The sequence below is a fragment of the Primorskyibacter sedentarius genome, assembly GCF_004342065.1.
GTDB lineage: Bacteria > Pseudomonadota > Alphaproteobacteria > Rhodobacterales > Rhodobacteraceae > Primorskyibacter > Primorskyibacter sedentarius.
The window spans coordinates 1-14,349 of sequence record NZ_SLZU01000020.1; the positions used below are offsets into that span (position 1 = coordinate 1).

Genomic DNA, 14,349 nt, shown 5'->3' on the forward strand with positions numbered 1-14,349 from the left:
CTTGTCCACAACCATCCCTCCGGCGACCCGACGCCAAGCCCGGAAGACATCCAGATGACCGAGCGCATCAGCGACGCATGCCAAACCGTCGGCGTTTCTGTCCATGACCATGTGATCATCGGCAAGGAAACGGAATTTTCGTTCCGCACCGAGTATGGTCTGCCCACGCCGGGTGCTCCGGCCTGATGTGAATGCGTGCATGTGGGAGGGTTGCCCCCACGTTTAGCAGGATTTGGAGCAGATTTACGCTACGATTTTCGGCTGCTGATTACTTTGCAATATGTCACTGCGAAGGAGCCAAGGCAGGTGAGGCGCAAAGAAGAGTTTAGGCGCGTGAAGTGGCAGACCGACTTCACCCATCTCAAGGGCATCAGCCGGGGCTGGTTCTATCTGTAGGCGATCCACGAAGACTACATCCGCTTCACCACCGAAACGAAATCTGCGGGCAGGTTCACATCAATATGAGTTTTCTACAACAGTACCCCGGACGTGGCATTCGCGGTAAGATGCTGCGGCGGCCACCTTGGCGGCGCAGGGGTGGTTCAGCGGGATCTTTTCCGGCAGGGGGGGTAGGGTGAGAGGCTGGACAACGACCCAAGCGGGGCTCGTTACGGCTGCTTCCTTCCGGATCTGACCGGGTTGGCGAGGCGCTCGCCCGCGCCAACCTCTCAATGCCCTACTTAGGGGGTCGGATCAGGATTCGCAAGGTGTCGGCAGCAATCCGGCTTGATGGGCGCCGTCCAGCAGGTTGCTGGCGACGAGATGGGCGAATTTACCCGAGGCTGGAATGATGTCGGGGACCTGCACCACGTGCATGCCGGCAGAGAATGCGGCCTGTGCCCCGGTCTCGCTATCCTCGAATGCCAGACAGGATGCGGGCGTGGCGCTCAGGCGGCGCGCGGCTTCCAGATAGGGCTCTGGATGTGGTTTTGCGTTGGTCACGCAGTCCACGGTCACGACCGTTTCAATCCAGCGGCCAAGCCCGGTCAGGCGCAGTTTCTGATCCGCTTCGGCCTGGCTGGAGGAGGTGCAGATCGCGCGAGGCATGTTGCGTTCGGCCAGCCAGCCCAGCAACTCTTCGGTGCCGGGTTTCAGCGGAATATCGGTCTCGAAATGGTCGCGCGCGACTTCGACCCAGGTCGCGAACAGGGCGGGAAGGTCAATGTCGCCGTATTCCGCACGCAGGATCGAAGACCCGGCAACCTTGTCCTTGCCAATAAGGCTGTGCAGCAGCTCGTCGGTGACTTTTAGGCCATGTGCCTCGAACGCGATGCGCGAGGAATTCATCGACAGGGTTTCCGTGTCGATCAACGTGCCATCAAGGTCAAAGATCACTGCGGCAAAGGTCATGGTTTTTCCTGTGGCATCGGGGGGGCGTGTCGCCGGGTTTAAACACCAAACGGGCGGCTACGTCGAGCCGCCCGAAAATAGCTTGTTTGTGATGATCAACAGCGCTCGTCAGAGCGTGATGCGGAATTGCGCAAACCCGTCCGCGCCGTCGCCTGCATCCTCGATGGTCACGCCTTTGACGTCTGCGATATAGTCCCGCGCCTTGGGGCCGGTGACAAACAGGACGCTGGTATCGGCCAGCGGGGCGAAGGACCAGTTGGCATCGGCTGACGGGTTGATCGTGCCTTGTTCGACGATGTAACGCACGATGACATCGCGGTTGGTGTCGGGTGCCTCGAAGATGATCGTGTCGCCCATCGCGCCGGGGAAGCTGCCGCCACCGGAGGCGCGGTAGTTGTTGGTGGCAATCACGAACTCCATGTCGGGCGTGACGGGCGCGCCGTTATAGGCAAGGCCCACGATCCGGCTGGCATCCGCATTCAATGGCTCGCCCTTGGGGCCGTATTTCGATGGCTGGCTAAGGTCGATCTGATAGGTCACCCCGTCGATCACATCGAAATTGTAGCTGGGGAAGTCGGGGTTGAGCAGCGGCTGATCGGCTTTGCCCGGTTCGACCTGGTTGAACATGCCGGCCGAACGTTCCAGCCAATCCTTCAGCTGCTGGCCGTTCACCTTCACCGCGCGTGCCGTGTTGGGATAAAGGTAAAGATCAGCGACGTTCTTGATCGCCACGTCGCCCGCGGGCACGTCGGTATAATATTCAGGACCACCCCGGCCGCCGGCCTTGAAAGGGGCGGCAGCGGACAGTACCGGCAGGCCTTCATATTCCGTGCCTTCCAGCATCTCCTCAATATACCATTTCTGCGCGATAGAGACGATCTGGACCGACGGATCATCGGCCACCAGTGCGAAATAGCTGTGCAGCGGGGCAGAGGTCTTGCCCACGGCGCGGCGCACATAGGCAAGCGTTTCCTCATGCTGCTGGCGCACGCTGTCCAGCACGGCGGGGTCATCCTCGACCAGCGCGGTGATCGAGCGGTCCTCGTTGCGCTTGCTGATCGGGCGTGCCTCGGATGCGGTGGACACGACGCGCCATTCGCCGCCTTCGTGTTCCAGCATCAGATCGATCACGCCCAGATGGCTGCCCCAAAAGCCGCCCATCGCAGCGGGTTTGCCGTGGATCGTGCCCTTTTCGACGTCAACGCCAGCGTAATCGGCATAGGTGGGCGAGGGGAAGACAAGGTGGCTGTGGCCGGTCATGACGGCGTCAACCTCGTCAATGGAGGCCAAAGGCACACTGGCGTTTTCCATACCCTCGGTTTCATTCGCCGAACCGATGCCCGAATGCGACAGGGCGATGATGATGTCGGCACCGGCCTCTTTCATTTCGGGGATATAGGCGCGGGCGGTCTCGACGATATCACGCGCCTCGACATTGCCGCGCAGGTGCTTGCTGTCCCAGTTCATCACTTGGGGCGGAGTAAATCCGATGATGCCCACCTTGATCTGGTGGGTGGCGCCAGCCCCATCGGTGACCGTGCGGTCAAGGATCACGTAAGGCTTGAACAGGGTGGTGTCGTCACGCGGTGCCGCGCCCTTTTCGGTGGTCAGATTGGCCAGCACGATCGGAAATTCGGCACCCGCGGCGGATTTCATCAGGAAATCCAGCCCGTAGTTGAACTCGTGGTTGCCGATCGTGCCCGCGTCAAACCCCACCGCGTTCATCGCAGTGATGACGGGGTGCATGTCGCCTTCCTTCATGCCCCGTTCATAGGCGATATAGTCGCCCATCGGGTTGCCCTGCAGAAAGTCACCATTGTCCACCAGCATGGAATTGGTGGCCTCGGCCCGGATATCGCCGATGATCGACGCGGTGCGCGACAGGCCAACGGTGTCGACCGGACGGTCACCATAATAGTCGTAGGGGAAAACATGCACGTGCAGGTCGGTCGTTTCCATGATCCGCAGATGGACCTGCCCGGCTGCCGCGCGGACGGAATAGGGATGCAGGGTGATCATGGTTGCACCTGCCGCCGTACCTGCCAGGAATGCGCGGCGCGAGAGGTCGGGGAATCCGGTCTTGGGCATTGTTCTGCTCCGTTAAGAAATCTTTCTGACAAAATCATGCAGAGACTACAATCCAATGACAAGGCTGAGACATGGGCCTGCTGAGCAGGGATCAACCATTGGTTGCGCATCCCGGGGCCACTGTTCAAGCTGTTTGCCACCGGTTCTACGGCATGGCATGTCGAGTGTGACATAAATGGGAGCATTTGCATGCAATTATCCGAAACGGTCACCTTCGGCGGTTCTTCGCTCGACCGAGCTGCTGAATTGCGCGGAGATGCGCCGAAACTCGACGCTCTCGCAGCTTCGGGCAGGTCTTTTGCGGTGCTTTTCTGGCGCGGCAAGCCCCTGGTAGAGGGAGAGGGGGATGCGCTGACACTGGCGCGCCTTCCCTTGGGTCACCCGATCCTGGCCGATCTGTCGGAGCCGGTGTTTCTTGGGCGTGAGAGCTCTGATGTGGGCTATTTCGCTTATGAGTTGCGGGACTGGACGCCAGAGGGCCTGAACGAGGCCGCGTTGCGCGGATTTTTCGACCGGTCGGAACAGACCCACCCCGCGCTGGAAGCCGGGCAGCGCTTTGTGGAACTGCGCGCGGTAATGACACTGCTGAACGCGCGCGATGCCGAACTGGCGGCGACAGGCAAGGCAATCCTGGGCTGGCACGCGACGCACGGGTATTGCGCGGCTTGCGGCGAGAAATCCGCGATCTTCATGGCCGGCTGGCAAAGGATCTGCCCGTCCTGCAACGCCCATCACTTTCCGCGCACCGATCCCGTTGTGATCATGTTGATCACACGGGGCAACTCTGTGCTGGTCGGTCGGTCGCCGCACTGGCCAGAGGGAATGTATTCTTTGCTGGCAGGGTTCATCGAGCCGGGCGAAACGATAGAGGCCGCCGTGCGCCGCGAGGTGTTTGAAGAGGCAGGCATCCGGGTCGGCCATGTCCGCTATCTTGCAAGCCAGCCCTGGCCGTTCCCGTCCTCGCTGATGCTGGGATGCGCGGGGGAAGCGCTGACCGACAAGATCACCGTCGACCCGGTGGAAATTGAAGACGCGGTCTGGATCACCCGCGAAGAGATGATGGACATCTTCGCGGGGCTGAGGTCAGACATATTGCCCGCACGTAAGGGGGCCATCGCGCAGTTTCTGCTTCGCAACTGGCTTGCGGATATGGGCGAATGACGCAAGACTGGTGGCGAACAAACCCCATGCGGCAGACGGGGGTGGCGAACGGGCGAAGCAGGGCAGGCAAGCGATGGAACTGACGACGAACGAAGACATCGAGGCGCCGCTGGAGGCTGTCTTCGCCAAGGTTTCCGACTTCGATATCCTTGAACGGTCGGCGCTGCGCCGCGGGGTTGATGTGCGCCGTACCGATGATCTGCACGAGACAGCGGCGGGCATGGCGTGGACAACGACATTCGCATTTCGCGGCAAAACCCGGACGGCCGACATCGAACTGACGCGATATGAAAAGCCGGAGTTTCTGACTTTTGAGGGCAAATCCGGCGGGCTGGATGTTGATCTGACGATCGAGCTTGTGGCCCTGTCGCAAACCCGGACCCGGTTGACGATGAAAGTGGTTACCCGGCCCCGGACCCTGTCCGCGCGGCTTTTGATGCAATCGCTGAAGCTCGCCAAGGGCAATCTGGCCAAACGCTACAAGCTGCGCATCGCGGAATACGCAAGAGACATCGAGAACCGCGCGAAACGGATGGCCTAGCGCCGCTGCGGATTGAAGTCTGGGAAGCTGCAGCTAGACTCTGTCAGCAACGCGTTTCGACCGGAAGGATTCTGCCATGCGCATGCTTGCCCTTATTGCCGCAGTTTTTCCCTGTGCGGTGAATGCGCATGAGTTCTGGATTTCACCTTTACAGTACCAAATTGCCGCGGATGCGCCGCTGGTCGCAGATATCAGGGTCGGGGAGGATTTCGAGGGCTCGGCCTTCTCCTACTTGCCGATGCGGTTCCGTCGCTTTGATCTGGCGATGGGCGAGGATGTGGCCGAGGTCCCCGGTCGGGCCGGGGACAGGCCCGCGCTGACGATGCCTGCACCGACAGAAGGTCTGGCGGTGGTCATTCATGTCACGACGGACAGCGTGCTGACTTACAAGGAATGGGAAAAGTTCGAGTCGTTCACCACCCATAAGGATTTTGCCTGGGCGATGGACCGCCATAGGCAGCGTGGCCTGCCCGATACAGGTTTCAAGGAACGCTATAGCCGGCATGGCAAGAGCCTGATTGCCGTGGGCAAGGGCGCAGGCAGCGACAAAGTGCAGGGCCTGCTGCTCGAGATCGTGGCCCGCGCCAACCCTTACACGGACGATATGGAGGAGGGGATGCCGGTGACCGTTTTCTACGATGGCACCCCCAGGGCCGACAGCCAGATAGAGCTGTTCGACAAGGCGCCGGACGGAACGGTAACGACATCGCTTCATCGCACCGACGCGCAGGGGCAGGCGACGATCCCGGTCGCACGCGGGCACAGCTACCTTGTCGATTCGGTTGTCATGCGCGCTGTGGACCCCGCGAGCGAGGAAGACCCGGTCTGGGAGTCCCTTTGGGCCTCATTGACTTTTGCCGTGCCAATGGACCAAGCCGACTGATCAGGCGGGGCCCGCCGCTGCATCGCGTTGCGCCAAAGATCGGGCATACGAGCGGTTTTGCAGGCGAAGGTCAGGTCGGTCCAGGGTGACCTAGCCGCGCCAGTCGAAAAAGCCCAACCCGCCCTGTTCCAGCAATTTTTGCGCCATTTCGCGACCAAGGGTCGGCCCGTCCTCAATCGGCGCGGTGGCGTCGTCCGACAGGGCTTGCGATCCGTCCGGGCGCAGGATTTCCCCGCGCAGCCGCAGCGTGCCGCCATCAAGGTCTGCAAGTCCGCCGATGGGTGTCTCGCAAGAGCCGTCCAGCTCTGCCAGAAACGCACGCTCCGCAGCCAGCCTTTGGCCAGTCGGAGCGTCGTGGATCGCCTCCAGCATCTCTGCGGTGCGCGAATCTGTCGCCCGTCGTTCAATGCCGATGGCGCCCTGCGCAATGGCAGGCAGCATATCTTCGGCAGAGATGGCCGTGCGCGGCACCTCTGCCATGCCCAGACGGTTCAGCCCGGCCATGGCAAGGAATGTGGCGTCAGCAACACCTTCGGACAGCTTGCGCAGCCGGGTCTGCACGTTGCCGCGAAATTCCACGACGTTCAGATCCGGCCGCCTGTGCAGCAGCTGCGCGCGACGCCGCAAGGACGAGGACCCGACCGTTGCACCCGGAGGCAGCTCTGCAATGGCCGTGAACCCCTGCGAGATGAAGGCATCGCGCACGTCTTCGCGGGGAAGGTAGCAATCCAGCAGCAATCCGGCAGGTTGCTCGACGGGCATGTCCTTCATCGAATGCACCGCGATATCGATGCCGCCGGACAACAGCTGCTCTTCGATCTCTTTCGTGAAAAGACCCTTGCCTCCGATTTCCTTCAGGGGCTTGTCCGCAGCGATCAGCGTTCGGTCGTCGCCTGTGGTCTTGATCGGCACAATCTCAAAGGCTTCGGGGGCGAGAGAGAAGGCCGCAGCAAGGCGGTCGCGTGTCTCGTAGGCCTGTGCCAGCGCCAGCGGAGAGCCGCGGGTTCCGATCTTCAGGGGTGCATCGGGAGAGGGAAGTGTCAGTGTCATGCGCCAAGCTTTAGTCGCGTCATCCTGCCCCGGCAAGCCGGGATGACTTGACATATTGCCGCCCGCGTTGGACCACGGGCCGGTTGACGGAAAGGACCACACGGCGATGAGCAAGACAATTCTGCGCGCATTGGCAGGAGAAACGCTGCCCACCCCGCCCATCTGGATGATGCGGCAGGCGGGACGTTACCTGCCGGAATATCGCGCCACCCGAGCGCAGGCCGGGGACTTTCTGTCGCTGTGCTACAACCCGGAGCTCGCCGCAGAGGTGACGCTGCAACCGATCCGTCGCTACGGGTTTGATGCGGCGATCCTGTTTGCCGATATCCTGTTGTTGCCGCAGGCACTGGGGGCGGACCTGTGGTTCGTCACGGGCGAGGGGCCGCGCCTGTCCACCGTGACCACGCAAGCCGATTTCGACCGGCTGGGGCGCGGCGAGATGATCCACGAGACCCTGTCGCCTATCTATGAAACAGTCCGCATCCTCAAAGGCGCCCTGCCATCCGAGACAACGCTGATCGGGTTTGCCGGCGCGCCCTGGACCGTGGCGACCTATATGATTGCCGGGCGTGGCACGCCCGATCAGGGTCCGGCGCATGCTCTCAAGGCCGAGAACAGGCCGCTCTTCAAGGCGCTTATCGACCGTTTGACGGAATCGACCGTCGATTACCTGTCCTGCCAGATCGAAGCCGGTGCAGAGGTGGTCAAGCTGTTCGACAGCTGGGCCGGATCGTTGAAAGGGCAGGATTTTGATGACTTCTGCTTGGCACCGGCCAAACGCATCATCGCAGAGCTGAAGGCGCGCCACCCTGATACCCCCATCATCGCATTCCCGCGCGAGGCGGGCGAGCGGTACATTGGATTTGCAAAGGCAACGGGCGCGGATTGCGTGGCCATCGACAATTCCGTCAGCCCCGAATGGGCGGCAAGCCACGTGCAGGTGGATGGCTGCGTGCAGGGCAATCTGGCCTCGCGCCACATGGTGACCGGAGGCCAGCCGCTTGTGGACGAGACGCGCCACGTGGTCGAGGCCTTCCGTGGTGGGCCGCATATCTTCAACCTCGGCCACGGGATCACCCCAGACGCGGATCCTGATAACGTGCAGCTGATGATCGACACTGTGCGCGAAGGCTGATCCCGGGGCGACCGCACGCTTTTTCGGCGGGCCTCGTCGCGCAGTTGGGGCGCCTCCGGTCGGAATGGGCTCATTCGCACAGATCTACGTGCAAAAGCGCAGGTTGCTTTCTGCTAGGGCGCCTATAGGTTTCTGCGTCTCAGACAGGAGACGCAGATGACGGCGATGGTAGAGATTTCCGAGCTTCGAAAGACTTACCAAAGTGGGTTCGAAGCGTTGAAGGGCGTGTCATTGGAGATACGCGAAGGCGAGATCCTCGCCCTGCTTGGGCCAAACGGTGCGGGCAAGACCACGCTGATCTCTGCGATCTGCGGCATCAGCGTGCCAAGCTCCGGCACGATCCGCGTCGGTGGGTATGACACGATCACGGATTACCGCGCGGCGCGCAAGCTGATCGGTCTGGTGCCGCAGGAAATCAATCTGGAGCCCTTCCAGAAAGTGATCGATGCGGTGCGGTTCTCTCGCGGCCTGTTCGGCTGCAAGCGCGACGATGTTTATGTTGAACGGATCCTGCGGCAGCTCTCGCTCTGGGACAAGCGCGACGCCAAGATCATGGAGCTTTCCGGCGGGATGAAGCGCCGCGTGCTGATTGCAAAGGCCCTGTCGCACGAACCGCGCGTGCTGTTTCTTGATGAGCCAACGGCCGGCGTCGATGTGGAGCTGAGGCGCGACATGTGGGACATCGTGGCAAAGCTCAAGGCAGATGGCGTGACCATCATCCTGACCACCCACTATATCGAAGAGGCCGAGGCCATCGCCGACCGCATCGGCGTGATCAACAAGGGAGAGTTGCTGCTGGTCGAGGAAAAGACTGCCCTGATGACCCGGATGGGCCGCAAGGAGTTGGTCGTCGAGTTGCAGGAGCCTGTTGAAAGCCTGCCCGAGGCTCTGTCCGGCTACGACCTCGATCTGATCGAGGAGGGAAGGGCGCTGCGCTACACCTATGACACCTCTGCCGACCGGACGGGCATCACCAAGTTGCTGTCCGATATTTCGGCCACCGGTCTGGTACTGCGCGACATTCGCACCAGACAATCCAGTCTCGAGGAAATCTTCGTGGGACTTTTGCAGGAGAACGCGGCATGAATTTCCAGGCGGTCAAATCGATCTATTATTTCGAGATGGCACGGTTTTTCAGGACATTGCTGCAAAGCTTTGTATCCCCCGTGATCTCGACCTCTTTGTATTTCATCGTTTTTGGCACAGCGATTGGCAGCCGGATCGACCAGATCGAGGGCGTGAGCTATGGCGCCTTCATCGTGCCGGGGCTGATCATGCTGACTGTCATGACGCAAGGCATCTCCAACGCCAGTTTCGGCATCTATTTTCCCAAATTCATCGGCACGATCTACGAACAGCTTTCTGCGCCGGTGAATTTTCTGGAAATCGTGCTGGGCTATGCCGGGGCCGCCGCGACGAAAGCATTGTTCATCGGGCTCGTCATCCTGGGAACGTCCGCCTTTTTCGTGGACCTGTCCATTCAGCACCCTTGGGCGATGGCCGGTTTCCTGATCCTGACATGTGTCAGCTTTGCGCTGTTCGGGTTCATCATCGGGATCTGGGCAAAGAATTTTGAACAGTTGCAGCTGATCCCGCTGCTGGTTGTGACGCCACTGGTGTTTCTGGGCGGGTCGTTTTACTCGGTCTCGATGCTGCCACCGATCTGGCAGAAGATCACCCTGTTCAACCCGGTGGTCTACCTTGTCTCCGGCTTCCGCTGGTCGTTTTTCGGCACGGCAGATGTGCCGGTAGGGTTGAGCCTGCTCGCCATTGCTGGGTTCTGTGCACTATGCATGGTTGTGGTCTGGATCATCTTCCGCACCGGTTGGCGTCTGCGCAGTTAACCTTTCGCAGGTGGTAGCAGGGGGCACAGCTTAGACCGCAGCGAGCGACTGGTTTCGGCGAAGCAGCGCGTCGGTTCCCATGCCTCCCAGCCACATGCAGAACAGGGCCAGCCAGGCGGTTCCGGCAAAGATGGACCCGCCAGTGACACCAGCACCGATCGCACAGCCGCCTGCAAGCATGCCGCCAAACCCCATCAGCACCGCGCCGAACATGGCGCGCTGCATGGTTTGCGTCCCCTCGAAGCCCTGAAACCGAAGTTCTTTGCCAAACCACGCTGCAAGGAAAGCGCCCAGAAAGACGCCGGGCACCATGCCGATGTCAAAATCGATGACGGTGTTCCGGTCCAGAAAGAACATCAGCATATTGGCGGACGGGCCGGTGAAGGTGGCGCTTTCGATCTGGACCGGGTCGAAGGAGACCTGCGACAAGGCGTAGGTCAGGCCCCACCCCAGCGCCACGGCAAAGCCCACACCGGACGCAAAGACCAGCCGCGCGACGCCGATCCGGTTGCGACGGGCCACGTCGAGCGCCAGCAGGGCCAGCGCAAGCCCCACGACCAACCCGGTCCCCTGTGGCAGGTGTAGCGCCGAGAGGAGATCAAGGTTGCGACCGCCCTGCGTGACCCAAAGTGAGGCCAGCCAGTCGCGCAGCGGTGCCAGCCACCCGGTCAGCGACATCTGCGCGACGACCGCAAAGATCAGGCCCGAAACCACGCTGCGCAGATTTCCCGTCGCCGCCAGAACCAGCAGACGCCCTGAACATCCGCGGGCTAGCACCATGCCCGTGCCAAACATCAGCCCGCCAAGCACGGCGCCGGACCAGCTGCCGGGGACAGCCATCATGCGGGCCTCTGTCGTGTCGATCAGCCCTGCGAGGCGCGCGCCCTGAACCCACACGGCGGCGGTAGAGAAGGTCAGAAGCCAGACCGCGACCTTGTCGCCCATGCGCCCACGTCCGAATTCCACGGTCGCTGCGCGCAGGCAAAACCGCGACCGCTGCGCGGCAATGCCGAAGACCATGCCGGTCAGCAGCCCGAACAGGGCGGCGGTGGGCGTCTCTCCCAATCGCTCGACAAGGGCAACCATGTCCATTCCCGTCATGCTCCGCTGCTGTGACGCTTCGCGCGAAGGCATGTCAAAATCTGCATATGTTAACCTTGATCCAGATCAGCCGAGGCTGCACCAAAAATCCTTGCTTTGGCCTGTCCAAGCGATGGGATTGGGCGTAAAGCGTGAAGAATGACCCGCACCGTACCCCTGCACGAAGCACGCAACCTGCCCTTGTGGCGCAGGCCCGTGACACTGCTCTTCATGATGGCGATCGCCATGCCGCTGTCTTTCGCGACATGGTCGGCATTGCTGAACAATTTTGTCATCGAGGTCGCGGATTTCGACGGCGCGGATATCGGCCTTCTGCATACCATCCGGGAGATACCGGGGTTCTTCGCGGTTGGTGTCATTGCGCTCATCATCTTTGTGCGCGAACAGGTGCTGGGGCTGGTGTCCTTGGCGCTCTTGGGTGTGGCCACCGCCGTGACGGCATGGTTCCCCAGCCTGGGCGGCATTCTGACCATCACGATGCTCAGTTCCATCGGGTTTCACTATTACGAGACGGTGAACCAGTCGCTGCAATTGCAATGGCTTCCAAAAGATCGCGCGCCGCAGGTGCTGGGGCTGCTGATGGCGGCAGGCTCGGCTGCAACGCTGGTGGCCTATGTGGTTATCATGGCAACGTGGCAGAGTTTCGGGCTGGACTACAACCTTGTCTATCTCGCATCGGGCGGGACGACGCTGCTGATCGTGCTCTATTGCGTCTTGGCCTTCCCGCAATTCGAAGCGCCAAACCCGCAGATCAAGAAGATGATCCTGCGCCGCCGCTACTGGCTATACTATCTGCTCCAGTTCATGTCCGGTGCGCGGCGCCAGATCTTTGTCGTCTTCGCGGGCTTCATGATGGTCGAACGGTTCGGCTTCGAAGTGCATGAGGTCACGGGCCTGTTCATGATCAACCTTGTCATCAACATGGCTGTGGCCCCGATCTTTGGCCATGTCGTGGCACGGTTTGGCGAGCGCCGGACGCTGATGTTTGAATATGTCGGGCTTATCATCGTCTTTCTGGCCTATGGCGGCATCTACTGGTTTGGTTGGGGGGTGCTGCTGGCCTCGATCCTTTATGTCATTGACCACATGTTCTTTGCGCTCGCCCTTGCCCTGAAAACCTACTTTCAAAAGATTGCCGCACCGGGGGACATCGCGCCCACGGCGGCAGTGGCCTTTACCATCAACCATATCGCGGCCGTGTTTCTGCCGGTCCTGCTGGGCTATCTGTGGCTGATTTCGCCCGGTGCGGTCTTTGTTCTGGCGGCGGCAATGGCGGGCGGATCGCTCTTGCTGGCGCTGATGATCCCGCGCCATCCGGAGCCGGGAAACGAGACCGTCTTCGCGCGGCTGATGCCTGCCGAACCTGCCGAGTGATCTGCCCCTCATCGGTCAGAGACGCTTGACGCCGCGCTTTGACGCGCCTAGGCGAAGCCCAAACCCAGACCGGAGACGCCGCACATGCCGACATATACCGCTTTCACAACGCTGACTGCCAAGGACCGGGCAGAGGCGCTTGGCGTCGCGATGGAGAACATGATGCCGGAACCCACCGGCATCGGCGTCTTCGAGATGGAGGATGGATCCGGCCTGTGGGAAGTCGGCGGCTATTTCACCGAGGCACCGGACGATGTTGGCCTTGCACTGCTGGCCAAGGCGCATGATGCGCGCGCATTCGTCGTCAGCGAATTGCCGGACGTGGATTGGGTGGCGAAGGTGCGCCGGGATCTCGCCCCCGTCGAGGCGGGGCGCTTTTTTGTCTATGGCAGCCATGACGCCGACAAGGTGCCCGAAGGGTCAGAGCCGCTTCTGATCGAGGCGGCAATGGCCTTTGGCACCGGGCATCACGGCACCACGCTGGGGTGCCTGCGCGCTCTGGACCGGTTGGCGAATGACGGGTTCGTCGGGCGTAAAGTGGCCGATATCGGCTGCGGCACGGCGGTTCTGGCGATGGGCGCGGCGCGGATCTGGCCCGATCCCGTTCTGGCCTCTGATATTGACGAGGTCGCGGTCGAGGTCGCACAGGCCAATGTCAGCGCGAACGGGCTTGAAGGCCGTGTCCACTGCCTTGAGGCGACAGGATTCGATCACCCCGATCTTACGGCCGCGGCGCCCTTTGACCTTGTCTTCGCAAATATTCTGAAGGCACCGCTGATTGCGCTGGCGCCGGATATGGCAGCGCATCTGGCGCCCGGAGGCTGGGCCATCCTGTCAGGCCTTCTGAACGAGCAGGCAGAGGAAGTTGTGGGCGTCTATGCAGAGAACGGCATGACGCTCGCACATCAGGAAAAAATCGGCGATTGGTCGACCTTGACCCTCAAGAGGGACGCGGGCTGAAAACGACCTGCGGGAACCAAGGGGCCAACGGGCGTTGCGCTAGGCTTTCAGCGCGTAGCGCCCGGCCTCCTCGAACACGTCGATAACGCGGGTCCCGGCAGAGATCCGCGCCCCGTGCTCAACCCCTGCGGGGATGTCATAACTGTCGCCCGGCCGATAGAACCGGGTCTCGCCGCCAATCGTGAACTCGATTTCACCTTCTACAACCGTGCCCCATTGCGCGCCGTGCGCATGAAGAGGCAGCTCCATATCCTTCAGGAAGGTGAAGAAAGCCACAAGCCCCGCATCCGACTGAACCACCGCCGTTTTGACGACATCATCAGGGAATGGCACGTCGATTTCGGGAAAGTCGGTGATGAATTCGGGAAATGGCATGTCGGGCTTCCTCTCTCGTGATCCGGCCCCGCCGACAGCGGTGCGAAGTCACGATGTCAGAGCCGACAGGGTGCGGCAAGCCCGCTGGGTCCGGCCTGTAGCCGTTGTGACCAGCGAAGCGGCCCGGACCCTGAACAAGAATGGCCGCGCCCGGAGGCACGGCCATTTCTGCATTTCGAGAAAAGCAGAGCTTAACGGCCGCGCGAAACGGCGTCGATGTCACCGCGCGTCAGGCCGATATCGGCCAGCTCGTAGTCGGTGAGGCTCTGCAGAGCCTTGCGGGTCTGGCGCTCTTCGTTCCAGGCTTTGAAGCTGGTATAGATGTCTGCTAGGGCATGACCGATGCGGTCGGCCAGAAGGACGGTGTGGAAGTGCGTGCGCGTCGTGTCAGTTGCGGCCATGTCGAATACTCGGAAGGTTGAGGGGCATCATGCCCGGTGTTCGTTTTCTGCCGTCGAATTAGGCAACCTGCCCGTTTTCGGCAAGA

Annotated in this window: 15 protein-coding genes and 1 other RNA gene; 9 read left to right on the top strand and 7 right to left on the bottom strand. The window is 61.4% G+C overall.

The features are described from left to right. Positions 1-186, top strand: a 186-nt coding sequence (locus EDD52_RS18995; RefSeq protein WP_279389277.1) for a JAB domain-containing protein, incomplete at its 5' end; no start/stop codon positions are given. A 387-nt stretch (positions 187-573) separates the two neighbouring features. Here the strand turns inward: EDD52_RS18995 and ffs are convergent. The 3 genes from ffs to EDD52_RS19010 form a co-directional block, all read right to left on the bottom strand. Continuing rightward, an RNA gene (gene ffs, locus EDD52_RS19000) (signal recognition particle sRNA small type) lies at positions 574-670 on the bottom strand. A 23-nt stretch (positions 671-693) separates the two neighbouring features. Beyond that, positions 694-1,350 carry an HAD family hydrolase gene (locus tag EDD52_RS19005; protein ID WP_132247927.1) on the bottom strand — a complete coding sequence of 219 codons (657 nt, stop codon included), beginning with the start codon at positions 1,348-1,350 and terminating at the stop codon, positions 694-696. A gap of 108 nt (positions 1,351-1,458) precedes the next feature. Then, complete coding sequence (locus EDD52_RS19010) at positions 1,459-3,438, bottom strand: bifunctional 2',3'-cyclic-nucleotide 2'-phosphodiesterase/3'-nucleotidase (RefSeq protein ID WP_132247929.1); 1,980 nt, start codon at positions 3,436-3,438, stop codon at positions 1,459-1,461. 189 nt (positions 3,439-3,627) lie between these two features. Between EDD52_RS19010 and nudC the strand changes: the two genes are divergently transcribed. The 3 genes from nudC (at position 3,628) to EDD52_RS19025 (ending at position 6,023) form a co-directional block, all read left to right on the top strand. Continuing rightward, on the top strand, positions 3,628-4,599 hold the full coding sequence (gene nudC / locus EDD52_RS19015; RefSeq protein WP_132247931.1) for an NAD(+) diphosphatase: 972 nt from the start codon (positions 3,628-3,630) through the stop codon (positions 4,597-4,599). Positions 4,600-4,672: 73 nt separating this feature from the next. Next, entirely contained in the window at positions 4,673-5,140 is a 468-nt protein-coding gene (locus tag EDD52_RS19020) for an SRPBCC family protein (RefSeq protein WP_132247933.1), read from the top strand. A gap of 76 nt (positions 5,141-5,216) precedes the next feature. Continuing rightward, positions 5,217-6,023: a DUF4198 domain-containing protein gene (locus EDD52_RS19025; RefSeq protein WP_132247935.1), complete on the top strand. Its 807-nt coding sequence runs from the start codon at positions 5,217-5,219 to the stop codon at positions 6,021-6,023. A 90-nt stretch (positions 6,024-6,113) separates the two neighbouring features. On the opposite strand, the gene hemC is transcribed toward EDD52_RS19025, so the two are convergent. Continuing rightward, positions 6,114-7,073 carry a hydroxymethylbilane synthase gene (gene hemC / locus EDD52_RS19030; RefSeq protein WP_132247937.1) on the bottom strand — a complete coding sequence of 320 codons (960 nt, stop codon included), beginning with the start codon at positions 7,071-7,073 and terminating at the stop codon, positions 6,114-6,116. 106 nt (positions 7,074-7,179) lie between these two features. Here hemC and hemE point away from each other — a divergent pair, with 106 nt between their 5' ends. The 3 genes from hemE to EDD52_RS19045 all read left to right on the top strand — a co-directional run bounded on the left by hemE (position 7,180) and on the right by EDD52_RS19045 (position 10,052). Further along, positions 7,180-8,208, top strand: a complete 1,029-nt coding sequence (hemE, locus tag EDD52_RS19035; protein WP_132247939.1) for a uroporphyrinogen decarboxylase — start codon at positions 7,180-7,182, stop codon at positions 8,206-8,208. 156 nt (positions 8,209-8,364) lie between these two features. Next, the gene (locus EDD52_RS19040) at positions 8,365-9,294 is read left to right on the top strand and encodes an ABC transporter ATP-binding protein (protein ID WP_132247941.1); all 930 of its coding nucleotides are present in this window, start codon (positions 8,365-8,367) and stop codon (positions 9,292-9,294) included. Further along, entirely contained in the window at positions 9,291-10,052 is a 762-nt protein-coding gene (locus tag EDD52_RS19045; RefSeq protein WP_132247943.1) for an ABC transporter permease, read from the top strand. Before EDD52_RS19040 ends, EDD52_RS19045 begins: the two co-directional genes overlap by 4 nt. 30 nt (positions 10,053-10,082) lie before the next feature. Here the strand turns inward: EDD52_RS19045 and EDD52_RS19050 are convergent, their stop codons facing one another. Then, a complete protein-coding gene (locus EDD52_RS19050; protein ID WP_132248023.1) occupies positions 10,083-11,144 on the bottom strand; it encodes a YeeE/YedE family protein in 1,062 nt (353 codons plus the stop codon). Between the two features lie 147 nt (positions 11,145-11,291). Between EDD52_RS19050 and EDD52_RS19055 the strand changes: the two genes are divergently transcribed. Both EDD52_RS19055 and EDD52_RS19060 read left to right on the top strand, forming a co-directional pair. Further along, positions 11,292-12,527, top strand: a complete 1,236-nt coding sequence (locus tag EDD52_RS19055; protein ID WP_132247945.1) for an MFS transporter — start codon at positions 11,292-11,294, stop codon at positions 12,525-12,527. Positions 12,528-12,611: 84 nt separating this feature from the next. After that, complete coding sequence (locus EDD52_RS19060) at positions 12,612-13,487, top strand: 50S ribosomal protein L11 methyltransferase (protein ID WP_132247947.1); 876 nt, start codon at positions 12,612-12,614, stop codon at positions 13,485-13,487. A gap of 39 nt (positions 13,488-13,526) precedes the next feature. On the opposite strand, the gene EDD52_RS19065 is transcribed toward EDD52_RS19060, so the two are convergent. Together EDD52_RS19065 and EDD52_RS19070 are read right to left on the bottom strand one after the other, a co-directional pair. Next, positions 13,527-13,862 (bottom strand): cupin domain-containing protein, encoded by a 336-nt coding sequence (locus tag EDD52_RS19065; protein WP_132247949.1) that lies wholly within the window; start codon positions 13,860-13,862, stop codon positions 13,527-13,529. Positions 13,863-14,053: 191 nt separating this feature from the next. Next, entirely contained in the window at positions 14,054-14,263 is a 210-nt protein-coding gene (locus tag EDD52_RS19070) for a DUF1127 domain-containing protein (protein ID WP_132247951.1), read from the bottom strand. Positions 14,264-14,349 lie beyond the last annotated feature (86 nt).

Coding starts and splice junctions, on each gene's coding strand:
- EDD52_RS19070 (WP_132247951.1), bottom strand. CDS start 14,263: ATGGCCGCAACTGACACGACGCGCACGCACTTCCACACCGTCCTTCTG.
- nudC (WP_132247931.1), top strand. CDS start 3,628: ATGCAATTATCCGAAACGGTCACCTTCGGCGGTTCTTCGCTCGACCGA.
- EDD52_RS19020 (WP_132247933.1), top strand. CDS start 4,673: ATGGAACTGACGACGAACGAAGACATCGAGGCGCCGCTGGAGGCTGTC.
- EDD52_RS19040 (WP_132247941.1), top strand. CDS start 8,365: ATGACGGCGATGGTAGAGATTTCCGAGCTTCGAAAGACTTACCAAAGT.
- EDD52_RS19060 (WP_132247947.1), top strand. CDS start 12,612: ATGCCGACATATACCGCTTTCACAACGCTGACTGCCAAGGACCGGGCA.
- hemE (WP_132247939.1), top strand. CDS start 7,180: ATGAGCAAGACAATTCTGCGCGCATTGGCAGGAGAAACGCTGCCCACC.
- hemC (WP_132247937.1), bottom strand. CDS start 7,073: ATGACACTGACACTTCCCTCTCCCGATGCACCCCTGAAGATCGGAACC.
- EDD52_RS19005 (WP_132247927.1), bottom strand. CDS start 1,350: ATGACCTTTGCCGCAGTGATCTTTGACCTTGATGGCACGTTGATCGAC.
- EDD52_RS19065 (WP_132247949.1), bottom strand. CDS start 13,862: ATGCCATTTCCCGAATTCATCACCGACTTTCCCGAAATCGACGTGCCA.
- EDD52_RS19050 (WP_132248023.1), bottom strand. CDS start 11,144: ATGGACATGGTTGCCCTTGTCGAGCGATTGGGAGAGACGCCCACCGCC.
- EDD52_RS19055 (WP_132247945.1), top strand. CDS start 11,292: ATGACCCGCACCGTACCCCTGCACGAAGCACGCAACCTGCCCTTGTGG.
- EDD52_RS19010 (WP_132247929.1), bottom strand. CDS start 3,438: ATGCCCAAGACCGGATTCCCCGACCTCTCGCGCCGCGCATTCCTGGCA.
- EDD52_RS19025 (WP_132247935.1), top strand. CDS start 5,217: ATGCGCATGCTTGCCCTTATTGCCGCAGTTTTTCCCTGTGCGGTGAAT.
- EDD52_RS19045 (WP_132247943.1), top strand. CDS start 9,291: ATGAATTTCCAGGCGGTCAAATCGATCTATTATTTCGAGATGGCACGG.